The 23,470-nt window shown below is 47.8% G+C and carries 25 protein-coding genes; 12 read left to right on the top strand and 13 right to left on the bottom strand.

Annotation, left to right across the window (positions count from 1 at the left end; translation table 11 throughout):
• Positions 1-50: 50 nt before the first annotated feature.
• On the bottom strand, positions 51-788 hold the full coding sequence (locus tag F0316_RS06655) for a tRNA-uridine aminocarboxypropyltransferase (protein WP_059261017.1): 738 nt from the start codon (positions 786-788) through the stop codon (positions 51-53).
• 99 nt (positions 789-887) lie between these two features.
• Between F0316_RS06655 and F0316_RS06650 the strand changes: the two genes are divergently transcribed.
• A complete protein-coding gene (locus tag F0316_RS06650) occupies positions 888-1,679 on the top strand; it encodes a sterol desaturase family protein (protein WP_000003105.1) in 792 nt (263 codons plus the stop codon).
• Between the two features lies 1 nt (position 1,680).
• On the opposite strand, the gene F0316_RS06645 is transcribed toward F0316_RS06650, so the two are convergent.
• Positions 1,681-3,702: a methyl-accepting chemotaxis protein gene (locus tag F0316_RS06645; RefSeq protein ID WP_149560327.1), complete on the bottom strand. Its 2,022-nt coding sequence runs from the start codon at positions 3,700-3,702 to the stop codon at positions 1,681-1,683.
• Between the two features lie 88 nt (positions 3,703-3,790).
• On the opposite strand from F0316_RS06645, the gene F0316_RS06640 reads away from it, so the two are divergent.
• A complete protein-coding gene (locus F0316_RS06640) occupies positions 3,791-4,291 on the top strand; it encodes a C40 family peptidase (RefSeq protein ID WP_000958712.1) in 501 nt (166 codons plus the stop codon).
• 10 nt (positions 4,292-4,301) lie between these two features.
• Here F0316_RS06640 and F0316_RS06635 read toward each other — a convergent pair whose 3' ends face one another.
• On the bottom strand, positions 4,302-4,643 hold the full coding sequence (locus tag F0316_RS06635; RefSeq protein WP_000259894.1) for a DUF3802 family protein: 342 nt from the start codon (positions 4,641-4,643) through the stop codon (positions 4,302-4,304).
• Positions 4,644-5,165: 522 nt separating this feature from the next.
• Here F0316_RS06635 and F0316_RS06630 point away from each other — a divergent pair.
• The 4 genes from F0316_RS06630 (at position 5,166) to F0316_RS06615 (ending at position 9,208) form a co-directional block, all read left to right on the top strand.
• Positions 5,166-6,032 carry a fructosamine kinase family protein gene (locus tag F0316_RS06630; protein ID WP_149560326.1) on the top strand — a complete coding sequence of 289 codons (867 nt, stop codon included), beginning with the start codon at positions 5,166-5,168 and terminating at the stop codon, positions 6,030-6,032.
• A gap of 157 nt (positions 6,033-6,189) precedes the next feature.
• Complete coding sequence (locus F0316_RS06625; protein WP_001243592.1) at positions 6,190-6,393, top strand: CPXCG motif-containing cysteine-rich protein; 204 nt, start codon at positions 6,190-6,192, stop codon at positions 6,391-6,393.
• A 254-nt stretch (positions 6,394-6,647) separates the two neighbouring features.
• Positions 6,648-8,021 carry a sodium-coupled multidrug efflux MATE transporter VcmA gene (vcmA, locus tag F0316_RS06620; RefSeq protein WP_000555127.1) on the top strand — a complete coding sequence of 458 codons (1,374 nt, stop codon included), beginning with the start codon at positions 6,648-6,650 and terminating at the stop codon, positions 8,019-8,021.
• Positions 8,022-8,224: 203 nt separating this feature from the next.
• A complete protein-coding gene (locus F0316_RS06615; protein ID WP_149560325.1) occupies positions 8,225-9,208 on the top strand; it encodes a DUF3080 domain-containing protein in 984 nt (327 codons plus the stop codon).
• 6 nt (positions 9,209-9,214) lie between these two features.
• Here the strand turns inward: F0316_RS06615 and F0316_RS06610 are convergent, their stop codons facing one another.
• The 7 genes from F0316_RS06610 to F0316_RS06580 all read right to left on the bottom strand — a co-directional run bounded on the left by F0316_RS06610 (position 9,215) and on the right by F0316_RS06580 (position 15,246).
• Entirely contained in the window at positions 9,215-10,063 is an 849-nt protein-coding gene (locus tag F0316_RS06610; protein ID WP_057568002.1) for a DNA ligase, read from the bottom strand.
• 306 nt (positions 10,064-10,369) lie between these two features.
• Positions 10,370-11,548: a tetratricopeptide repeat protein gene (locus F0316_RS06605; RefSeq protein ID WP_000829065.1), complete on the bottom strand. Its 1,179-nt coding sequence runs from the start codon at positions 11,546-11,548 to the stop codon at positions 10,370-10,372.
• A complete protein-coding gene (locus tag F0316_RS06600; protein WP_149560324.1) occupies positions 11,545-12,165 on the bottom strand; it encodes an energy transducer TonB in 621 nt (206 codons plus the stop codon). Before F0316_RS06600 ends, F0316_RS06605 begins: the two co-directional genes overlap by 4 nt.
• On the bottom strand, positions 12,165-12,569 hold the full coding sequence (locus tag F0316_RS06595; RefSeq protein ID WP_001236425.1) for an ExbD/TolR family protein: 405 nt from the start codon (positions 12,567-12,569) through the stop codon (positions 12,165-12,167). The genes F0316_RS06600 and F0316_RS06595 overlap by 1 nt, the downstream gene beginning before the upstream one ends.
• Positions 12,566-13,105, bottom strand: a complete 540-nt coding sequence (locus F0316_RS06590) for a MotA/TolQ/ExbB proton channel family protein (RefSeq protein ID WP_001083290.1) — start codon at positions 13,103-13,105, stop codon at positions 12,566-12,568. Before F0316_RS06590 ends, F0316_RS06595 begins: the two co-directional genes overlap by 4 nt.
• 9 nt (positions 13,106-13,114) lie before the next feature.
• Positions 13,115-14,488 (bottom strand): MotA/TolQ/ExbB proton channel family protein, encoded by a 1,374-nt coding sequence (locus tag F0316_RS06585; protein ID WP_000175315.1) that lies wholly within the window; start codon positions 14,486-14,488, stop codon positions 13,115-13,117.
• Positions 14,488-15,246: a DUF3450 domain-containing protein gene (locus F0316_RS06580; RefSeq protein WP_001884818.1), complete on the bottom strand. Its 759-nt coding sequence runs from the start codon at positions 15,244-15,246 to the stop codon at positions 14,488-14,490. Before F0316_RS06580 ends, F0316_RS06585 begins: the two co-directional genes overlap by 1 nt.
• 318 nt (positions 15,247-15,564) lie before the next feature.
• On the opposite strand from F0316_RS06580, the gene F0316_RS06575 reads away from it, so the two are divergent.
• The 6 genes from F0316_RS06575 (at position 15,565) to F0316_RS06550 (ending at position 21,363) form a co-directional block, all read left to right on the top strand.
• Positions 15,565-16,869: an extracellular solute-binding protein gene (locus tag F0316_RS06575; protein WP_033928535.1), complete on the top strand. Its 1,305-nt coding sequence runs from the start codon at positions 15,565-15,567 to the stop codon at positions 16,867-16,869.
• 75 nt (positions 16,870-16,944) lie between these two features.
• Positions 16,945-17,826 (top strand): ABC transporter permease subunit, encoded by an 882-nt coding sequence (locus tag F0316_RS06570; protein WP_001189750.1) that lies wholly within the window; start codon positions 16,945-16,947, stop codon positions 17,824-17,826.
• A 9-nt stretch (positions 17,827-17,835) separates the two neighbouring features.
• On the top strand, positions 17,836-18,678 hold the full coding sequence (gene ugpE / locus F0316_RS06565; protein WP_000841544.1) for a sn-glycerol-3-phosphate ABC transporter permease UgpE: 843 nt from the start codon (positions 17,836-17,838) through the stop codon (positions 18,676-18,678).
• Complete coding sequence (locus F0316_RS06560) at positions 18,668-19,840, top strand: sn-glycerol-3-phosphate import ATP-binding protein UgpC (protein WP_149560323.1); 1,173 nt, start codon at positions 18,668-18,670, stop codon at positions 19,838-19,840. The genes ugpE and F0316_RS06560 overlap by 11 nt, the downstream gene beginning before the upstream one ends.
• A 20-nt stretch (positions 19,841-19,860) precedes the next feature.
• On the top strand, positions 19,861-20,622 hold the full coding sequence (locus F0316_RS06555; RefSeq protein WP_000055355.1) for a DeoR/GlpR family DNA-binding transcription regulator: 762 nt from the start codon (positions 19,861-19,863) through the stop codon (positions 20,620-20,622).
• Between the two features lie 30 nt (positions 20,623-20,652).
• Positions 20,653-21,363, top strand: a complete 711-nt coding sequence (locus F0316_RS06550) for a glycerophosphoryl diester phosphodiesterase (protein WP_001139219.1) — start codon at positions 20,653-20,655, stop codon at positions 21,361-21,363.
• A 75-nt stretch (positions 21,364-21,438) separates the two neighbouring features.
• Here F0316_RS06550 and F0316_RS06545 read toward each other — a convergent pair whose 3' ends face one another.
• The 3 genes from F0316_RS06545 to F0316_RS06535 all read right to left on the bottom strand — a co-directional run bounded on the left by F0316_RS06545 (position 21,439) and on the right by F0316_RS06535 (position 23,424).
• The gene (locus F0316_RS06545) at positions 21,439-21,909 is read right to left on the bottom strand and encodes a YhcH/YjgK/YiaL family protein (protein WP_000469776.1); all 471 of its coding nucleotides are present in this window, start codon (positions 21,907-21,909) and stop codon (positions 21,439-21,441) included.
• Between the two features lie 10 nt (positions 21,910-21,919).
• Positions 21,920-22,282, bottom strand: coding sequence for a RidA family protein (locus F0316_RS06540; protein WP_000152364.1), 363 nt, complete (start codon positions 22,280-22,282; stop codon positions 21,920-21,922).
• Positions 22,283-22,416: 134 nt separating this feature from the next.
• Positions 22,417-23,424: a LacI family DNA-binding transcriptional regulator gene (locus F0316_RS06535; RefSeq protein ID WP_000201206.1), complete on the bottom strand. Its 1,008-nt coding sequence runs from the start codon at positions 23,422-23,424 to the stop codon at positions 22,417-22,419.
• Between the last annotated feature and the right edge of the window lie 46 nt (positions 23,425-23,470).

Below are 23,470 nucleotides of genomic sequence, written 5' to 3'. Positions count from 1 at the left end.
CTGGCCAATGGCACTGATTGCACAATAAGCGACCAAGGTCACACGCAAGTTTAGAGGCAGTTCGCGTTTTGTTGATGTGCTATCCATCGTTGCAATGCGGGTTTAGTAATACTCGGCTTATTGCGCGATTTGCAGGTCAGGTAAGTTTCTTTAAATGCCTCGAACCACAGCGATAAAGTCATTGCGGAGTGTCGATCACCGAACATGTCCAACACCAAGCTAGCCACTTCTGCTGTTGCCAAGTGCTGTTCGTTTTCCGATTTACGCATGATGTATTGCGATAAGCGTTCCGGCTCCACCGATACCAAAGGCAATGGTGCAAGATACGGAGATTTGCGAAAGATGCGTTTCGCTTCACGCCAACTGCCATCAATCAATACCAATAATGGTTTTTTACCTGCAAACTCTGTGGGGATTGGGCTTAACACGCGAGTTTTGTCCTCTTCCGTTTCCGCGGGAAAAATCAGCACCGGATAATAGGCAGGGTTACTGAGTAACGCGAGCATCTCTGGGTTTGGCTCCGTACGACTCCATTGATATACATGGGTCTCTTTCACTGTGTCTGCAATTAAGCGCCCAGTGTTGCTGGGTTTAAATACTTCGTTTTCAGAGACGATCAGCATTACCGCCACTTGGCTTTCAATATCGGGCTGATGGGCACACAAGCAGTGCGTCAACTCAACCAGACAGTACAAGCAGCGTTTAATCTTGCCACCCCGCGCCAAAAATGGCTTGGTTGAACGTTCTAGGCGATATTGATATAAGTGATGGAAAGCGTGAATTCTCATGGCTCGGACTACTGGCGGAAAAATGGCTGCGATTTTACTGACCACAGGGCTTTTGCGCCAGTAAAGATTCTCGACGTGGCCCAAATCAAGGAGAACCCAATGAGTGAACAAATTGAGCTGATCCGCTTAGCGATTTTTTTCTCTGTATTAGTGATTTGTGCCTTGTGGGAATCGAATCGTCCACGCAAAACCTTGTCACAAAGTAAGCGGGTTCGCTGGCTGAATAACCTCGGATTGGTTGGCTTTAATAGCCTTTTGATCACCGCGCTGATGCCAATTTTAGCCTTCAGTGCCGCGCAATGGGCGCAAAGCCAACAGTTTGGCTTGCTGTATTGGTTGGAGATCCCACCTTTCATCGCGCTCTTCGTTGCGGTGGTATTACTGGATGCGGTGATTTATTGGCAGCACCTGTTGTTTCACCGTATTCCTTTGTTGTGGCGGCTACACCGCATGCACCATGCGGATCAAGATATTGATGTCACCACTGGCAGTCGCTTTCATCCGCTCGAAATAATGATTTCTGCGTGGATAAAAATCGGCGCAGTGACGTTATTGGGTGCATCACCGTTGGCCGTCGTGGTGTTTGAAATTTTGCTCAATGCCAGCGCGATGTTTAATCACAGCAATGCTAAGCTGCCCTATAAAATCGACCAGTGGCTGCGTTTACTGGTCGTAACACCGGACATGCACCGAGTCCACCACTCCGTTTTAGTTCACGAGACCCACTCCAACTTCGGCTTTTTTCTTTCGATATGGGACAAGATGTTTCACACCTATATTGCGCAGCCAGAAATGGGCCATGAGCGAATGAAGATTGGCTTGCCACTGTTTCGTCAAGCACGAGAACAGTGGCTGGATAAAATGCTGACTCAACCGTTTCGCGAACGTTAAATCAGTTCAACTCATACTTATGCAACATCGCTTGTTGATGACCAGCAATCTCTGCGACTTGTTCAGCGCTTTCCAACATGGCATCCAACTGACGTTTGGTTTCTTGCCCTTGTTCGGAAATTTGCGCTACCGCTTTGTTTACATCCGCCGTGGCTCGTTTTTGTTCTTCGGTCGCTTGAGTGATCTGCTCGACTCGAGTACGAATATGTGCCACTGCACGCTCAATCTGCATAAAGGTACTTTTTACTTCTTCACTCGATTGTAGGGCGGTGACCATCTCTTTACGCGATTCATCCACCGCTTGGCGTGATTTACTGGCCGCAGTCACCAACTCATTCATCATGTCACGAATATTGGTGGTCTGTTTGCTGGTATCACTGGCCAATTTACGAACTTCGTCAGCCACTACGGCAAAACCGCGTCCTTGCTCTCCGGCTCGTGCGGCTTCAATCGCCGCATTCAGCGCTAACAAATTGGTGCTATCGGCAATGCCACTGATCATATCCACCATCTCACGAATACTGCTTACGCGCTGATTGAGTTCAGACATCGCCGCATCATTAACCGCTAAGGTGGTTTCTAATGCTTGTAAACGCTGTTGATTCTGCCCTATCACTTTCACACCTTGCGCGGAATGTTCCGCCGCTTCCACAGAATCCGTGTACGAATCGTGACTCACTCCGGCGATTTCGCGAATTGATGCGTCCAGTTGATTAATGGTTGCAGCCATGGTCAACAAGGCTTGATTTTGCGCCGCTAAGCTTTGGTTTGATTGTTCTGCGGAACCATGGCTCAGCTCAGCCGTTTGGTAGAGCGTTTCGCAGTTGCGCGTGACTAATGCGAGTGACTCATGCGTTGATACGATCACTTGATTGAGTTGCGCAGCGACATTTTGAAAATCTTGCGGCCCGACTAAATCTAATCTGTGGTTAAGCTTATGTTGTGTTAACTGCGTGAGATGACGAGTGATGTTGTTCAGCGCTCGCCCTATCCAACGGCGCAAGCCAAACCACACCGCCAAAATCGCCAGCACCAAGAGAGTGCCGCTGATTTGCTGTGTTAGGGTGACAGCAGAAATGGTTGATGTTACCTCTTGCTTACCCTGCACAATGTGTTGTTGAGCCAATGTTGACCACTGATTGAGCTGCGTGACAAGTTGCTGCGCAACCTCTGCAGCGCTTGCAAAATCCTTATTTTGTTGTTGCGCGTCTTCCAGTTTATTAATGATCTGCTCTATCACTGCTTGCGCTTGAAAGCCGGCTAACACCATTTCATAGGGGGCAGTTAAGCTTGCGTAATCTTTAATTTCTGGGTACCACTCTTTGAAGTCATCAAACGCCAGTTCCAATCCCGCTACCCGATTTTTTAACTCTTGGCGGTATTTTTGCGCTGCTGACATCTCTTCTTCGATAAACAACAATAAAAAAGCACTTTCCATTGCGCTAGCACTGGCGGTAAATCGGTTCGCAGCATCCATGGCTTCTGGGTTATCCACCGCTAAAAACGAGGCGATACGGCCCATTTCAGGTCCGATTGAACTCAAGCCATAACGAAATTTTTTCGCTTGCTCACTGATTTGCGCTGTTTTACTCAATTGCAGTTGTTGAAGTTTGAGAATCGATTGGGCTAACTGTTGAAAATGAAGGATCTCTCGCTGTAACTGCTCGGCTTGTTGAACCGCTTCAGCGCTAGAGAGCAATTGTACGTTCTGCTGCAATCTTGTTATTTCATCTCCCGCTTGAGCATCCAGCTTTTGCCATTCATTGAGCACTTGATTGAGCTCTTGCTCAGATTGGCTACGAGTGCCATAACCTAGGTACTTCACTTGTTCGAGAAAATTTTGCGTTAACGCTGCATTATTGAGCGCAAAGGGCAAAGCTTGTTCAGACAGTTGATTAAACTGAGCGCCAACCCGCTCTATGCCACGTAAACTGGTGACAGATAAGCTAATCATCAGTATGGTTATGCATAGAAACACCGCACCGAGTGTTTGGGTTAAGGATAAATTTTTTGTCAAAGCCATGTAAATGCGTCTTAGGTTTGAGAGTCGACGCCATGGTAGGTAGTGGCTGTTTCAGTTTTATTTCATTTTTTTGTCAATAAGGTGACTCATGTTGACGGTCAAGCAAACGTTTTCTCTGCTTATTCTAGGATTCCTTGTCGGGTGTACAGCCACTCCGCCTTCAGAACCAGATACTTCTGTATCCGAACCGAATTCGAGTAACCTACCATTGGCGAATTTTTCGAGTGTATTCACAGAGTGGCGCGGCGTACCCTATCGTTTAGGCGGGAATAGCAAAAACGGCATTGATTGCTCAGCTTTCGTACAAATTGCTTACCGCGACGCATGGCAACGAGATTTACCGCGCACCACACAGTCTCAAGCGCAAACGGGTCAGAAAATCGCGTATGAACATGCTCAATATGGGGATCTGGTATTTTTTAAGACATCCCGCACCAATATTCACGTCGGTGTCTATTTAGGGGATAAGCAGTTTATGCACGCTTCAACGTCGAAAGGCGTGATCATTTCGAGAATGGATAACCCTTACTGGGCTTCAAAATTTTGGCATTTTAGGCGGATTGAGAATCCGCCTTTGTTGTCAAACTAATGAATGGGGGTTAGTCGTATTTCGCAACGGCTGAGTCAAACAAATTTTTCACTAGGGCGATGTATTCATCCAAAAAGGCGATCTGCTCATTAGTCGCGGGGCGATGCCAAACCCCCGCTAACACTTCGCCTAAGTCTTCGACCACCGAATCGGCTTCTTTCAGTAATTGGAAGCGAACACTAGAATGAAGCTCAGGGTTTTGTTCAAAAATAGACATGATGTTGCTTGCCACCATATCTGTGATGACATCCTCAACACTTTCAGTTCCCGTATCCCCTTCCTGAGTGAAGACATCCATATTGAATGACAGATGTTCAATCAGGGCCAGATATCCATCGGTTTCTACAACCACATTCTTTCTCCGCTTTACTGCTGCTGTTCGCCAGTTAGTTTGTATCTTGTTTAATACTAAGACATGAATGGCTATTTTCACAGATGGCAAATGCTAGTTGCTGCACTTTCCACCAGGAGTTCGATTAATTTGCTTAGTACGGCTTAATTATGAGCTAAAACTGACTGACTGAGATGAGTTTTATCCCATTATTCGAAAAATTGTTTGCAGTGCCATCTCATGACGCACACTGCGCACGATATTATGGGAGTGAACATAATGATTTTATGAGTTAAATCACACTTGGGTGTTTCTACTTCTGCAATTTTTACTCAAGTTAGATTTATGTGCACTCATAAACTTTCATATTGGAACGCTTGGCATAAACTATACCCAAACAACTTGGAGTTACAGGTAGGCGGCAAGTGAGTTCATCTCCATGAGCATAGATAAACATTGTGATTGGGATGAACGAACCTAGCCAACACCACTGTAGATTCAAGTTATAGCCAGTATGCAGATCAATAACCGAGAGCTTGAATTATGTGGCCAGCAATTATTCAACAATTGTCCGAGCAGTTGGGCAAAGATTTTCACCTCGTTGAAAAAGAAAAAGTGCATGGGGGTGACATTAATGAATGCTTTATGGTTAGTGATGGAATAGATCGTTATTTTGTGAAAACAAACCAACGCGAGTATCTGACCAAATTTACCGCCGAGATGGAAAACTTGCGTGTGATGCGCGAGTCCAACACCGTTCAAGTACCCGAGTACATTCTGCACGGCACGAGCAAAACGCATGCTTATCTGGTGCTTAACTATTTAGCGACCAAGCCATTAGATGACGCCGAACGAAGTTACGAATTTGGGGTGCAACTGGCCAACCTGCATCGCTGGGGAGAGCAAAAAGAGTTTGGCTTCGATATCGATAATTACATTGGAGCGACAGTTCAACCTAACCCTTGGCACAAAAAGTGGGCATTATTTTTTGCAGAGCAGCGTATCGGTTGGCAACTACAGCTAATGCAAGAAAAAGGGGTCAACCTCACCAACATCAATGAGTTTGTTGAGATGGTCAAAACTCGTCTGGCCAACCACTCTCCGCGCCCTTCTCTACTGCATGGTGATCTCTGGTTTGGCAATGTCGCCAACACCGTTAATGGCCCCTTGTGCTTTGACCCTGCTTGTTATTGGGGAGATCGCGAGTGTGATATTGCTCTCGCTGAATGGTTTGGTGGTTTTCAACCTGAGTTTTTCCAAGGCTATGAAAGCGTGTGGCCACTCGATTGGGGTTATGAAGAACGAAAAGATATCTACAACCTTTATCATGTAATAAACCACTATAACCAGTTTGGTGGGCATTATTTGGATGAAGCACAGAAATTGATTGAGAAGATATTGTCCTACTGAATGCTTTAACTGTTACTCATTGATTTTTCTTGGATCATAGCTGGCAAACTTAATTGTTGATTTTATGTTGACCTTCAAACTTTAGACTTAATTTTACGCTTTAAGAAACTTCCCTGCTTAGTATTACTGTATCTCAAAGGACGTAAGGAAGAGAGATATGAGAAACTTCACGGAAAAGTCAGTTACCTGTCCGCATTGCGGCCACGGGATCCGTTTGACTTTAGATGCTTCGAACGGAAGTCAGGAGTTTTATGATGATTGCCCAGCCTGCTGTCACGCAATCCATCTCAACATGACAGTTGATGAGCTGCACGACACCATTGAGTTGTATGTTGATGCAGACGATGAACAAATTTTCTAATCATTCGATTTTGTATAGAGCGCCCATCGGGGCGCTCTTTTTACAAGCTTGTATATCCAAACTACTTAAAACCAAAAGCCCCTACTCTAGTCCTCATCGTCTTATCATCAATCCCCCGATAATCTGTGATTTAAATCAGTTTTTCGTGGAGCTTAATGCGACATTTCATTATCATGCCATCCATTGCCATAAGTTGAGTATCCCGCGACTCACTATTTAGGCTCCTCTTTGCTTGTCCCTCTTTGGAGAACTCTGTGCATCGTTACAAAAAAGAAGCATCAAATTTAATTAAACTCGCGACACCCGTACTGATTGCCTCAGTCGCGCAAACGGGTATGGGCTTTGTCGATACCATCATGGCGGGGGGTGTCAGTGCGATAGACATGGCCGCGGTATCGATCGCAGCCAGTATTTGGCTACCTTCCATTTTGTTTGGCGTGGGTTTGCTGATGGCTTTAGTGCCGGTCGTTGCCCAGCTCAATGGCGCAGGTCGCCAACACAAGATTCCGTTTGAAGTTCATCAGGGGTTGATCCTCGCGTTATTGGTTTCGATCCCGATCATTGCGGTACTCTTTCAAACCCAATTCATCATTCGGTTTATGGATGTAGAAGAGGCAATGGCGACCAAAACCGTCGGTTATATGCACGCCGTCATTTTTGCGGTCCCCGCTTACTTACTGTTTCAGGCACTGCGCAGTTTTACCGATGGTATGTCACTGACCAAACCTGCGATGGTGATTGGTTTTATTGGGTTATTGCTCAATATTCCTCTCAACTGGATTTTCGTTTACGGGAAATTTGGCGCACCAGAGCTAGGCGGTGTGGGTTGTGGCGTTGCAACCGCGATTGTGTATTGGATCATGTTGCTGCTGCTACTGTTTTACATCGTGACCTCTAAGCGTCTAGCACATGTAAAAGTGTTTGAGACTTTCCATAAACCACAGCCAAAAGAGTTGATCCGTCTATTTCGCTTAGGTTTTCCTGTTGCAGCCGCCCTCTTTTTTGAAGTGACTCTTTTTGCTGTGGTCGCACTTTTAGTGGCACCGTTAGGATCAACTGTCGTGGCGGCGCACCAAGTGGCGCTCAATTTCTCTTCTTTGGTGTTTATGTTCCCAATGAGTATTGGTGCCGCGGTCTCTATTCGTGTTGGCCATAAGTTAGGTGAGCAAGACACGAAAGGCGCTGCAATTGCTGCCAATGTGGGTTTAATGACTGGCCTTGCTACCGCTTGTATTACCGCGTTGCTCACCGTGTTGTTTCGTGAACAGATCGCGCTGCTGTATACCGAAAACCAAGTGGTGGTGGCGTTGGCGATGCAGCTCTTACTGTTTGCGGCAATCTATCAATGTATGGATGCAGTACAAGTTGTCGCCGCAGGATCACTGCGTGGCTATAAAGATATGACAGCGATTTTCCATCGTACATTTATCTCCTACTGGGTACTTGGCTTGCCCACCGGTTATATCCTAGGGATGACCAACTGGCTGACGGAGCAACCCTTAGGTGCTAAAGGTTTCTGGCTCGGATTTATCATCGGACTCTCGGCGGCCGCACTGATGCTAGGACAGCGTTTGTACTGGCTGCAAAAACAGAGTGATGACGTACAGTTACACCTTGCAGCAAAATAATCGATAGAAAATCCCATCAAGGCCAGCCAATCTATGCTGGCCTTTTTATTGATTGAGAAGAACCATAAGCGCAGTATTACGTATATCTAAAGGACTTAGCGTTATAAGTAGACAATCTGTGACTGACAAATTATCCCCTACCGACTTCAAGCTGCAGCTTCGATTAAGAAGGGATAAGTAAAAGGACCCATTGAGAGGGAATTATGCGTTTAAGCGTTGTACTGGCTGCACTTTTGCTGCTTACTGGATGCGAACCACGTCTAGCAATCGACGCGGATTTTGATCGCTACTTATCGCGTATCGCCAATGTTCAGCAGCGTGATGCCTTATCACCACCGGCGATGGTCGCTCAATCGCTTCCCGAAAAACGTGAGTTGTTGATAGCTATAGACCCCGTAACCATTAGCTTGCTCGACAGTTACGAACTGCGTCAATGCGGCTTATTTGAGTTGATTGCCGAGCGTAATTCGATTTTAGGTAAAGTGCAGGATGAATTTCGCGAATGGGATTACCAGGTCGCTTTATTAAATGGCATTCAAGGCTGCTTAACCTCACCGCAACTTAGCCAATCCTTGAAAGCACAGTTGCTCGATATACAAAACATCAAACAGCAGGAGCTGGCTTCACGTTGGCATAATTTGCTTTACACCAGTGATACCATGCGTACTCAACTCAGTGGTTCGCAGTGGTACGATGAACAATGGAGCCACAGTGAGCTGCTGTTAGCACTAGACCAACTCAACACGATTCAACACCAACTCGTTTCAGAGCAATCCATAGTTTCCGAACCATTAGCCTCTCAGCAAGAAGTGCTAGAGAAACAGCGCTTATTAGGCCACTTAAAATTTTCGTTGGATCGTGCGAGCGTCTGGTTAAATGTGATGACGCAGCAGTTAGAGAAGCATGATGATGCGATTGTCTGTGGGCCTCATCGTGATAAGACCAAACTCAACTACTTACGCAATGTATTCCAAAGCCAATACGTTGAAAAAATACAACCTTATCTCGCTTCACTGGATCGAACCTACTACCAGTTATCAGCACAACTTGGTCTGTTTGAGCAACCTCACTCACCGTTTCCGATTCAAGCCAGCCATCAAACTTTCCGTCTTGCGACTCAGCAGCATGCCCAATATTGGCAGCGGCTGTTTGCGCGTTGTCATATTACGGTTGGGCAAGCTCAGTAGCTTGCCTCAATAGTTTTCTCTGACCCGAACAAAACGGGCAAACCTTGGTTTGCCTTCCGTTGTGAGTCCGTTGTAGCGGTAGGTGATAACACTACCAATCTTGGGTGGCTCGGCGCGCTCGACATCACTAAATCCACTGCCGATATAAAATTCCAGCCCGTCCTCGGTCCGCACCAGCATAGAGCCCATTTTACCTTTGTATTTTCCCATGCCGAGCCGATAACCAATCACGGTTGCTTCTGCATCCTGATGCCTTTTCAGCTTCAACAAATCATTACTTCGCCCTGCCTGATAGCGAGCGCTGATTTTGCGCAGCATTACCCCTTCCCCCGATTTCTCACTGATGTTATCAAGGTAGGAAAGCAGTTCCGCCTCAGATTTTATCGGGGTGTGTTCGACATATCGGATATGCTTGAGATCAAGGCTGTTCACCAAATGGATGAGGTTGTAATAGCGCTTACTGTAATCGCCCGCCGCATCAGGCATATCGAACAACATTAAGCTGATTTTGCGCCATGCGGACTCAGCTGGTTGGCTATCTAAAACCGTTTGCTGTACCAGTGAGAAATTGCCGCGCCCTGCCCACAATTCACCTTCGAGTGAATAAGAGGGTAACGACTCGGTAAACCAAGCGGGGGCAGAGATAGGATTGCCGTTACGTGTGACCAGTTGTTTCCCCGTCCAAATCGCGCGGATACCGTCAAGCTTCTCACTTTTCCAGTAATCGAAAATATCAATGCCGTGTTGGTAGTTGTTGGCGTAAGTAATTGGAATAAAAGCCAGCGGCCCATCATTGGCCAGCGTTTGCTGGGCCAGCATGATCGCGGCAGCAGTGAGCGTCAGTCGTATCAGCATGGTCACGTCCCTAATGAGAATGCGCAAACATTGTCATTAGGGACGCTGATGTGTGGAAGAGCGAAGCATTCACGATGCGAAACAGTTCATTAAATCTCGTTATTGAGCAAACAGAGAATTACATAGCAAAGCTGACTGTATCACCTGTTTATTGCATCTATACCCAAACGACTTGGAGTTGCAGGTAGGCAGTAAATAAGCGAATCCCCATGAGCATAGGCAAACTATGTGATTTGGGTGAACGAACGTAGCCAACACCGCTGCAACTTCAAGTAGGAAGGGTATATCTCGAACTCTAGAACATCGCTACGAATCTTGGGTGGATTGAGTTTGACGCTGCTGCGACAAATATTTGATCCACTGTTTGGCGCTCTCTGATGATTGGAGGCTGTCTGCTCGTTTAGCTTGCACCAATGCGGCCTCAAATTGATTGAGCTTATACAAAGCACGCGTTTTCGCTAAAGCGACTTGCGCTTGTTTATCACGCTCTTTGACCTGATCCAGTTCAGCAAGTGCTTGTTGATAATGGCCCTCTTGCAGCAATAACTGTGCGACATGCCAGTGATATTTAGCATCTTTTGTCGCCGCTAAACGCCACGTAGCGATCGCTTTATCCCACTCTTTCGCACGTTGCCAGTAGATGGCTCGCTCAGTAATAAGCTGTTGATTGCTCTGTGCCTCATCTAGGCTTTCCATCACTTGTGCAGCACGCTCTGGAATGCCATTTTGCGCATAGAGCTGAGCAAGCAAACGCAAATCTTGTTGGTTAAGTGCCACTTTTTGCATCTTCGCCAATGCCAGTGTGCTGAGCGCCTCTTTCTTCTGGCCAACTCGCAGCTCTAGGCTGACTAACTGACGCCACCACTCGGTTTTCTGTGGCTCCAACACCAATAAGCGTTTTAGGGTGAGAATTCCCGGCTTCCACTGTTCCAAATTAAGCTGTGCGCCTAATTGTAGTGAAAGTGGCAATACCGCATCCTTGGTTTGGAACTGAGCATACTGTTGCATCCCATTCAGTACCGCCTTCCACTCTTGCATTTGGAAGTGCAACTGACTAATGCGCAGCCAGAGTTCATCCCCTTTTTGATCGGCGGGAATGGCTTGCGCTAGCGTGTAGTAATGTTTGAGTGCTGAACGATACTCTTGTTGGCTTATCAAAAGATCAGCCAACATTTTGCGTGTTGTCCACGCTTGATCATCTTGTAACTCGTTGCTCTCTACCGCCAATTTCAAGGATGCTATCGCCGCAGGGATTTGCTCATTCTGCCAATAAAACACCCCAAGCATACGCGCCACATAAGCGCGATCATAACTACGGCTGAGTTCTGCTTGTTTTAGGATCTGAATCGCTTCTTTCACCTTATTCTCTTGTGCTAGCTGATTCGCTTTCACCACTTTACTGGCCGTGTACGGTGTCAGCTCCGCGGCGTAAGTCGTCACGGATAGGCAAGAGAGCAAGAGATAACTTAAGATTCGTCGTTTCATTTGTTCAGTTTAAACTCCAGTCGAACCGTTTGTCCGGGTTGGCTTACGGGTTGACCATCCACTATCTTAGGCTGGTATTTCCAGTTACGCAGAGCCAGCATCGCCTCACGCTCAAAATAGCGTTTCGGGTTAGCATCCACCACTTCGATATCGCGCGTTTTTCCCAACTCATCGATGGTAAAACGCAAGATAACGTAACCTTCCACTCCCCGTTGCAGAGCTTTCGCTGGATAGTTGGGCTCAACCCTGTGTAGCGGCATCACCTGCTGGTTAACCGCGAAATCACCAAACTGAGGCGCGTTAACGGCGACCCCTTCCATGGCGGTACTGAGGTTTAAGTCCATCAACGGATTGAGGTCTGAAACATCGAGTGCCGCCGTTTGTTCAGCTTTTGCAGGCGCTTGTGTCGGCACCTGCGGGACTTGTGGCTGCTCTGGTACGCTACGTTGTCTGCGTTGTACATCTTGCTCCTGCTCAGCCATGACCATGGTAAAGCTGAGCGCAGCGGTCGGTTTAGGAATGCTCTTTCCGCCGTTATCCACCATCCAAGCCATCAAGCTAAACAGCGCCAGTGTCACTAACAACGCAATCGGGCTGGCTAAGATCAAGCGTCCCATTAGGGTTTCTCCGCCGCTAATGCAATGCTTTTTACTCCAGCGCCTTTCGCCGCATCCATCACTTTGACCACGGTGCCGTTAAAGGCATGCTCATCAGCTTGAATCACTAAGGAAGCATCCGGTTGGTCTAACAACAGATGCTCTAAAGTCGCTTGCACTCGCTCCACGTCTACCTGACGTTTATCAATGTAGATGTCGTTGGCCGCGGTAATCGCCACAAAAATCCCAGCCTGTTTTTGGCTTACGGCATGCGCCGCTGTCGGGCGATTGACTTCCACACCCGATTCGCGCACAAACGAGCTGGTCACAATGAAGAAAATTAACATGATAAAGACGATGTCGAGCATCGAAGTCAGATCGATCTGCGCTTCTTCTTGCTTTGACGTTCTGCGCCCTAGCCTCATGATTGGCTCCTTAACGCTTGTTCTAATTTCATTTCAAGTCCACGACAGGTTTTGCTCAAACGTGCGTGGACGAAGAGTCCCGCTAATGCGGCCACCATGCCCGCCATGGTCGGCAGTGTGGCCAATGAAATACCGGATGCCATCAACTTTGGATCACTACTGCCTTGTGTGGCCATCACATCAAACACGGAAATCATTCCGGTGACGGTACCAAGTAAGCCAAGCATAGGACAAATGGCTACCAGAACCTTAATTAAGTTGAGATTCTGATTGAGCGCATTGTGTGCTTCGCCCAGCCATTGTTCACGAATGGAGCGAGCAAACCAGCTGTGTTGATCCGCACGTTGCAACCAGAGGTCAACCCAATGTTGGCGCTGTTTAGGAAAGGTAACGCTCAAAAATAACAGACGCTCAATCACTAACAGCCAACAGAGCAAAACAACCACCGCTAACCACCAGAGCACAGCGCCGCCTTGAGCCATAAACTCATCCAGCGGTTGCCAGTAATCCAGTAGGAAAGAGAATGCTGAATTCATCACTCGCCCTTATGCTGCTTGTTCAACACGAGATTGAGTAACCGCGGCACCACAATCACGTTCTGCTTGCTGTGCCACAAGACCAATCCCTTGTTTCTCGAGGATGTTGCGGATCGCTTCCGCTTGCGCGCTCAAAATATTATGCGCCAGTAGCAGTGGAATCGCCGCAATCAAGCCTTCCACGGTAGTGACTAGGGCCATCGAGATCCCCCCCGCCATTACTTTCGGGTCGCCATTACCAAACTGGGTGATCACTTGGAAGGTTTCAATCATCCCGGTCACGGTGCCGAGTAATCCAAGCATAGGAGCCAGTGCGGCCAGCAATTTCAGCATCGACAGGCCCGTCTCAAGATGATTTTGCTCATCCACAACAGCTTCAAGTAAACGCAGCTCGAGCGCTTCGACACTGCGTTGCTGCTCTTTGTTGTAAACCGCCAAAATACGTCCGAGAGGGTTATTCCCCGGCTGCTCTGGGTTTTTGAGTTGCGCTTTGATCTTTTGACGCAGAGTGGCCAATATCGCGCCACGGTACAAAGCAATAATTAATCCCACACCCAGTAACACGAGGATCACGTTACCAATCACACCACCCGCTTGTAGGCGTTGGCTAAGTGTTGGGGTGAGCGCCAGTTGTTCGAGCAACACACCGCGTGATGGGTCGACTTTCATGGTGACAACGTCACCATCAACTAAAGTACGAATATGACTGAAGGTTGGGAAATCGGATGGTAACTGTTGATAGCTCAATGCTTGCTGACGTGCATTATCCCACTTCACATAGCCTTGCTCGGAAATTAATCCAAGCGAACCTAAACGTAACGCGGGTACGGTCTGCGTTTCACCCTGCCCGTTGAGCCACTGAATTTCGGTAGTTTGGATTTGTCCACTCGCACGGATCTCTTCACTCATGGCTTGCCATAAACCGCGCAGTTGAGCCATTGACGGTAAGGTTTTGGCGGCCACCACGTCATCAATGCTCTGCTGATGAGCACGAGGCTCAACGCCAGTCACTGATTGATCCAGTTCACTTTGCAGCTCTTTCGCGTTTTGGCGTACTACGCCAAACATCTCACCTAAGCTACCGGTTTCCAAACGCAGCGTTTCTTCAAGACGCGCGAGCGTATTTTCGTTATCACTGAACTGGCTAGATAGCTGATCCGCCTCTTTCTGTAGACGGTTACGCTCAGCCAGTAACTCGGCTTTCGCGGCTTGTAATTCTTGCGCCGTTTGTACAAAACCCGCTTCACGCTGCTGGTTGTGTTGTTGCTGTTGCGCTTTTTCCTGCGTCGCTTGTTGGACGAGACTATTTGATGCGTTAGCAACACTTGCAAAGGCAAATGGCAGACTTAATGCCAGTGCTAAGGTGGTCTTTCTAAGTGTCATTATTTAGCCTCCGCAGCGGTCAACGAAACAGGCAAGTTCAACAGTGTCGGCGCAATCTGTTGCTGAGCCAATTGGTAAGCGGCAGTGAGATCGCTTTTGTTGGCATCCGTGATTGCTTGCCATGCGTTCTGCTTGGAATTCCAAGTCCAGAACTGCTCGCCATCCAAACTGCGTGCTAATAGCGACAGACGACCTAAATAGAGCACATCCGCTTCCACTTCTTGTGCAGAAGGGAGAGTGATTTTGGCTTGATAGGTGCCAAGTTTATTGCCGTAGTCGAGTTCAATCTGATATGCCTCGAGAATACGACGGTACTTTTCAGCATCACTGACATCTGCCCGAGGCATCAGTTCTTTGAGTTTCTCAATGCGTTCTTGACGTGCCGCAAGACGAATCGGTTTATCTTGTGCAACCCACTCCTCCAGTCCTTCAATCATGTCATACATCAAAGGAACTATGCCTTGGCGCGTGCGTTTGATCTCTTCGGTTTGCTGTTCAAGACTGGCCATCTCTTGCTGTTGATTGGCAACCAAAGATTGTAAGTGATTACGGTAGACCTGAAGATTTTTGACTTCTTCGTTCAACTGTTCGATTTCCGCACGCAGTAACAAACTCTGCTCGGCACTGCGGTCAATTTTTTGCTGGCTCTGTGCAGAAGCTTGGTTAGTACTGTTTTGAATCGCTTGCGCTTGATCGAGCGAAGCGGCATGCGCTGGCAAAAGTGCCGAAACGCAAAGAAGTGAGAGACATCTTTTCATGGGTTGTGATTAGCCGTTTAAGGAATGGTTGGGATTCTATTGAGAAACGCTCTCATTATCAACCAAGTTCAACCATTGTTTTCCATTCATACCGTTTTAATTCGCGCTTCGTAACCGTCTTAAGTCTATTCTGGCGGCCAAATCGCGCACGCCATCGTCTTATTCGCGGTGAAATACTCCCGTGTATCTGTCATACCTTTTCCATAAATCTTTCATATTTTTGCCATTTTTCAGCCACGGCACTGTAACTTTTGCTCGCCACTATACCTTCTAACGAAACACAAACAGTCTCGTTCGAAACTTACAAGGAATGAATCAATGAATAAGGTATGGTTAACCGGTTTGCTTACAGCAACCGCTTCTGGCGTTTTTTCAGCCTCAACATTAGCGGCAACCGAAATTACTTGGTGGCATGCCATGGGTGGTCAACTGGGTGAAACGGTCAATCAGTTGGCAACTGACTTTAATGCCTCACAAAACGACTATAAGCTCACTCCCGTTTATAAAGGTTCGTACACAGAAACACTGACCGCAGGTATTGCGGCGTTTCGTGCTGGCCAAGCACCCAATATTTTGCAAGTGTTTGATGCTGGTGCCGCCACCATTATGAGCAGCAAAGGCGTTGCCAAACCCGTGCAAGATCTGATGATCGAGTCAGGCTATCCGTTCACCGCACAAGATTACATTGCTGGGGTACGTAACTTTTATGCCGATAACACGGGAAAAATGGTCGGCATGCCATTCAACAGCTCAACGCCTGTGCTGTACTACAACAAAGACATGTTAGCTTCCGTTAACGCGCAAGCGCCACAAACTTATGAGCAGCTAGAACAAGTTGCTGCTAAGTTAGCCGAAAAAGGTCAAGCGGGATTTGCCCAATCCTTAACGCCGTGGATCATGTTTGAGAACTTCAAATCTCGCCACAACCTACCGCTTTCTGATAAGCAAAATGGCTATCAAGATCTCTCGACGAAAATCATGTTTAACTCTGACGATATGCTGATGCATGTGAAAAAACTCAAAGAGTGGTCAGATAAAGGTTACTACAAGTATTACGGCAGTGATTGGGATGCCAACCAAACGCCATTCGAGCGCGGCGAAGTGGCAATGTGGATGGGATCTTCTGGCTCATTCGGTGGTCTACGTAACCGCGTGAAATTCAATCTCGGTACGACCTACCTGCCTTACTGGGAATCGGTCACCAAAAACCCAACCCATACCTTTATTGGTGGTGCTGCGCTGTTTGCACTGCAGGGTCACACCCCAGCGCAAGATAAAGGTGTCGCGGCTTTCTTCGCTTACCTGACCAAGCCCGAAACGCAAATGAATTGGCATAAAACCACAGGTTATGTGCCCGTCACCAATGCAGCCTACGACCTGACCAAACAATCGGGCTACTACCAAGAAAACCCGGATGCAGAAGTGGGTGTAAAGCAGCTTAGCTTGCCTGATGGTGAATGGACCAAAGGCTATCGCCTCGGTTACTACCCACAAGTGCGCGAAGTCATGCATCGCGAGTTCGATAACATTTTCTCTGGCCGCTCAACTGTCGAGAGCAGCTTGAATAAAGTCGAAGATGAAAGCGCTAAGTTACTGAATCGCTTTGCTCGTACCGTGCAATAACCCCAAACGCCGCCAGCATTATCCTGAGATTTTGCTGGCGGCTTGTTATTTTTACTGTCTAATTTGAGTTTTCCTGTGCAACGTCGACAACATTTCGCTCACACTCCGCTGCCCTATTTGCTGCTTGCGCCGCAAATCGTGATCATCGCGGTATTCTTTATTTATCCTGCCGCACAAGCGATTTATCTCTCTTTTATGTTGGAAGATCCTTGGGGGCTCTCCTCAACTTTTGTTTGGTTTGAAAACTATCAGGTACTGTTTAGCTCAACCGACTATCTTGACTCACTGGGCTTTACTCTGCTGTTTTCGGTGATTGTCTCTTTTCTTTCGCTGGCACTTGCGCTGTTACTCGCGGTAAAAGCCGACAACATCATTCATGGCCAAGGTTCGTATCGCGTCACGCTAACGTGGGTGTATGCCGTTGCGCCTGCCGTCGCGGGCATCATTGGCGGTTTTCTGTTTAATCCGCACATTGGTGTCCTGTCCGACTTTTTCCAATACATCGGCTGGCAATTTAGCTTTCAGACCGATCCTGTGGATGCCACGATTGCGCTGATTTTGGTCTCAGTCTGGAAACAGGTTTCGGTCAACTTCCTCTATTTTCTGGCGGGTTTGCAGTCAATTTCCTACGCGGTACGCGAAGCGGCGCTGCTCGATTGCCAAAGCGACAGCAAACGCTTTTGGAGCATCACCTTTCCGCTGCTCGCCCCGACGGGATTTTTCCTATTGGTGATCAACCTCACTTACGCTTTTTTCGACACTTTCGGCGTGATTGACACCATGACCAATGGCGGCCCCGGCGGCAGTACCACCTCACTGGTGTACAAGGTGTATCGCGATGGTTTTGTTGGTGCTGACCTTGGCGGCAGCTCGGCGCAATCGGTGGTGTTACTCGTGTTGGTGCTGGCGCTGACTTGGTTGCAGTTCCGTTTTGTTGAAAAACGTGTTCATTACTAAGGAGTTACGATGAAAAGTAATCGACTCTCCGATCATTTGATCCTTATCGCTGGCGCACTGTTTATGCTAGTGCCGCTGTGGCTGATTTTCGCAAGCTCAACCCATCAGCCAAACACCATTGTCTCGGAAGGTTTGCAATGGACTCTTGGCGATAATCTCAGCGCAGTTTATCGCGAAGCATGGAATAAAAGCCTCGGTTTTGCCGGTAATGTCACCGCGCAAACCATGATCGTTAACTCAATGATCATGGGCTTGGGTTTTGCGATTGGCAAAATCGTAATTTCGATGATGGCCGCTTACGCTTTGGTCTACTTTCGTTTGCCTTATGCCAGCGCGTGGTTCTGGCTGATTTTCATTACCCTACTGCTGCCGCTCGAAGTGCGGATTATTCCCTCTTACGAAGTGGTGTCCAATTTAGGCATGCTCAATAGCTACACAGGCTTAGTGCTGCCACTCATCGCCTCCGCTACCGCGACGTTTTTCTTCCGTCAGTTTTTTAAAACCATACCGGATGAACTGTTGGAAGCGGCTCAGCTTGATAACGCAGGACCGGTGCGCTTTTTTATCGATATTTTATTTCCCCTCTCGAAAACCATGATGGCCGCAATTTTCATCATCATGTTTGTGGTGGGTTGGAACCAATACCTGTGGCCGATCATGATGACCACGGATGAGCAGTACAACACCATAGTGATGGGCATAAAACAGATTCTCAATAACATCAATGAAACCAGCTTGCCGCGTTATGACTACGCGTTTGCCATGGTGATCCTCGCCATGCTACCACCGGTTTTGGTGGTGGTGATTTTCCAACGTTGGTTTGTAAAAGGATTAGTCGAAAGTGAAAAATAATCAGAACTCCAATATTCATCTGCTACGCAGCGCCAAACACGCGGAGCCTGTTATGTTAGACATCAAACAACTGGTCAAAACTTACGATAACGGCCATCAAGCGGTGAAAGGCGTGGATCTGTCGATTCATCAAGGGGAGTTTATCGTTTTAGTCGGCCCATCGGGCTGCGGAAAATCCTCCATTCTGCGCTCCATCGCAGGCTTAGAGAGCATTACTTCCGGCGAAATTCATCTGGCGGGACGCCGCGTCGATAACGAAAAACCGGCCAATCGCGACATCGCTATGGTGTTCCAAAACTACGCGCTCTATCCGCATATGAGTGTCTACGATAACCTCGCCTACGGCCTTAAAAATCGTGGTGTAGATAAGCAAACCATCGCAACGAAAATTGCTAAGGTTGCGAAAACCCTAAAGATTGAAGAGTACTTGGACCGAAAACCAGCCAAACTTTCCGGCGGACAACGCCAGCGCGTAGCAATGGGACGGGCGATTGTGCGCGATCCGCAACTTTTTTTATTTGATGAACCGCTCTCGAACTTGGATGCGGCACTGCGTGCGCACATGCGCTTAGAAATCAAAAAACTACAGCGTGAACTTGGCGTAACCAGTGTTTACGTAACCCATGATCAGGTGGAAGCGATGACGCTTGCGGACCGAATTGTCGTGGTTAAACAGGGCGAAATTGAGCAAGTCGGCACACCCGCCGAAGTTTACCATCAGCCAGCCAGCACCTTTGTCGCGAGCTTTATCGGCAGCCCTGCCATGAATTTCCTCCCAGCGTCCATCAAACAAGGACAACTGCAGATTGCAGGTAAATCCTGCTCGTTACCTCAGCTTGCATCGGCCGACCATCACACCATCACGTTAGGTATTCGCCCTGAACACGCCTCGCTGCAACCGCTAGCCAATGCCATTGAGTTAAAACTGGATATTCAAGTGGTAGAGCCGCTAGGCCCGAATCAACTCGTGCATGGCAAGATTTTAGGCCTAGATAGCGAGCAGGATTTCATCGCGGTGACCGCAGAAATTCCGCTCGATGTGCATCAAACATTGCCGATTTGGGTTGCCTTTGATCAGCTGCATCTTTTTGATCAACAAGGAAAAAGGCTTATTACTCAGCCGCATGCTTGTTCTTTAAACAGTAAAATCGCTACACGTTAATAGCGACAATAAGGAAAGTTGTGAGCCTATTATCATCCCGCCAAAAACAGATCTTGGAATATTTACAACAAACCCACGGGGTGCTTTCGAGCGCCCTACTCTCTGAACGCTTTGAGGTGTCGGTACAAACCATTCGCAAAGACATGAACGATTTGAGCGACAAAGGTATGGTACGCCGCGTACATGGCGGGATTTCGCTACCTAGTCCGAATGATAATTTATCGTTCAGTAATCGCGATCTGATCAATCTCTCCGCAAAACAGCGAATCGCGCAGAGGGTGGCGCAAGAATTACCGGAAGGATGCAGTATTTTTCTGGGTATCGGGACAACCCCGAAACAAGTGGCGCAAGCGCTGCTCGATCATCCCGGCTTGACTGTGGTAACCAACAACCTCAATGCCGCACTGACCTTAAGCCGTAACCCCAACATCAATTTGCACCTCGCGGGCGGGCTGGTTCGCCATTCCGATGAAGATACCGTCGGTGAAGCGACAACCCGCTTTTATCGTAGCTTTAATATTAAGGTTGGAATTTTTGGTGTGGGCGGGCTCAATTCTCTCGGTCAATTGCTTGATTTTACGCCAGAAGAAGCCAATTTAACCCGCGCCATCATAGAACATAGCGAACAGTGTTGGTTAGTTGCAGACAAAAGCAAATTAGAGCGTTATGCTCCCGTGGTCAGTGGTGAACTGTCTGAAATGCATCGCCTCTTCGTCGATAAAAGTACGCCTGCTTTTCAACAGTTGTCCCTTTTGCACCACGTCGAACTTATTGAATCGTGATTTGAGTGTGATTCTCACTAAGGAAGCATGATGCCTTCAATCATCGTCGGCCACCGTGGGGTGGCTGGAACGTATCCAGAAAATACCCGTGTCAGTGTACAAGCCGCTATCAACCTTGGTTTATCTTGGGTGGAAGTTGACGTACAACCGACCAAAGACAATGTATTGGTTGTGTGTCACGACCATACGATTGACCGTTGCAGTAATGGCAAAGGTCGCATTGATGAGTACACACTCGCCGAACTCAAGCAACTTGATTTCGGTGCTTGGTTTGATCCTCGTTTTGCGGGCGAAACCATCATGACGCTGGAAGAGCTGCTGGGGCTCGCCGCCGAGCACGATTTAGGACTCAATATTGAAGTCAAAGTCGATAAGCATGATGTGGCCAGTGTTGTACAACAGTTGAAAGCGCAACTTGACCAGAGCCCACTGGTTGCCGACAAAATCTTACTGTCGAGCTTTAGCCACGACATTATTTTACAACTGCACCAGCATTGTCCGGGTTATAAATTGGGGATTTTGAGTGAGCGTTTGACTCAGCGGGATCGCCAAGTGCTTAAACAGGTGAATGCGTTTAGCTGTAACCTCAACTACCGCTGGATCACAGAAAAACACATCCGCGATTTGAAAAATGGTGGCTATCAGATTTGGTGTTACACCCTCAATCAAGTGGATAAATTCCGCTATTTAGACAAAGTCGATGCCATTTTCTCCGACTTCCCAGAGCGCTTTATCAACTAGTTTCTGCTTTCGGACTTCAGCAAAACGCCCATACAAATGGGCGTTTTTCATGGTTTCACTTCAGCGACTCAGCTTTTACTCAAAGAAAGCTTTATCAACCTTGATCACCACTTTACGTACAGGCTCACCCTCACCTTCTACCGCAATCAAAGGGCGATGAGGTTGACCGGGATAGAACACAATGAAATCTCCCGCCGCCAAATCGACAAAGCGCTCTTCGACCAGTTGTGCACTGAACGCTACATCACGTGTTGCCAGCCAATCTTCGTCCAAGCCATTGAACGGCGCGAGACTGTAACCAAAGCGCTCACGCCCTTGCAGTAAAATCTGTACATCGAGATACCGAGCATGGCACTCGCTACGACGCAGAGCGAGCGGTTGGGTATGATCTTCCATCACCAGAAAAAACGCCGACTCTCCCTGCAACTCGTGTTTACCCGTCGGTAGCGGTGTCGCTATACGCTCTAATGCTTCATCAATCAGCCGTTGCAACTGAGGTGACAATGCAGCGCAAAACTGGCGCTGCGTGATATGACCAATAAACATCGGCGTTTCCTTATTGATACTGCTCGCCCGCAGCCGCCACAAAAGCCATTTCCACTTTATAGTCTGGGTCAGCCAGCTCCGCTTTCACGCACGCTCGGCTTGGGGCGCAACCTTCTGGGAACCAAGCATCCCAAATTTGGTTAAGCACTGGGAGGTCGGCAAAATCCGTGATATAAATCGTCACCGATAAGATGCGTGAACGATCGCTACCAATCTTCGCCAATTGGCGTTCTGCTTGCGCGAGAACCTGCTCAACTTGGCCTTGCATATCGGCCGACGTGTCGCTATCGGCGACTTCAACAAAATGGGCAATGCCATTAAACACGGTGATGTCAGACCAACGAGTGCCTGGATTAATACGATGTATTGTCATGGTGTTCTCTTTTACGTTATTCGCTAAGAAGCATGCCGCTTCTTCACTTATTAATATCGGGGAGCAGGATAGCCAAGATGAAGCGTAAAATCGCGCTCTGTCCCCGCAATTTTACTGACAATTTGCTGTTTTACTCATAGTTTGAGCGCTATGGTGGATTCACGGGCGATCAAATTCCCTTGATAGAGCCTGTGCTGTGCATCTTGTGGTTTTTTATTAGCAATCTCGACAGCCAAACTGATTGCTTGCTGAGTTAACTCGCCGATCGGCAGACTCACGCTCGATAAACTCGGGATAGCAAATGCCGCCGCAGGTTCATTATCAATCCCGATTAAGGAAACTTGCTTGGGTACATGAATACCATGTTCATGCATGGCGCGCATTGCACCGAGCGCCATATCATCGTTACAGGCAAAAACCGCCGTCATGGAAATGCCTTGTTGCAGCAGTTGTTGCATTGCCTGATAACCACCAAGCAGCGTGTTATCCCCTTCAATGACTAAGGACGAGTTCAACTCAATCCCTTGCTCATGTAACGCTTGTTGATACACCTGATAACGAATTTTTCCCGTCTCGCTCACCAGCGGCGATGTAATGCAGGCAATTTGACGATGCCCTAAATTCAACAAATGCTGCATCGCTAACTCAGCAATGTGCGTTTGATCGAGACCAAAGCTGTGTAATTGCGGATGATGTAAACGGCGATTGAGGATCACTAAGGGCGATGGATATTGCTGCTGTAATTCAAGTAATTGCACTTCACTCAAATGACGACTGTACAGCAAGATCGCATCACAACGCTGCGCCGCTAATGTGGCGACCGCTTCTTTTTCGCCTTGCTCACTGTTTTTGCTGTTCACGACCAGCAGTTTTTTCCCAGCTTTCTGCGCACCTTGTTCGGCTTCAAACAAAATCGAACCAAAATAGCTGCTCTCAAAATGCGGCAGCACCAAGCCAATTGAGTTTGTGGTATTGGTGGCGAGCGCCTGCGCCAAACTGTTGGGCTGATAACCGAGCTGCTGCATGGCGGCAAGTACCGCTTCACGCGTTTGTGCTTTGACTTGGCCTGTCTCATTCAGCACTCGTGATACCGTGGCTTTGGAGACACCCGCCAATTTACACACGTCGTTTATGGTTGCCATCACAATCCTTCAAACTGAATCCACAAAAATTAAGCGGCGACCCAAA

This window comes from Vibrio cholerae (assembly GCF_008369605.1).
GTDB lineage: Bacteria > Pseudomonadota > Gammaproteobacteria > Enterobacterales > Vibrionaceae > Vibrio > Vibrio cholerae.
This window is presented reverse-complemented; position numbering and strand designations above follow the sequence as displayed.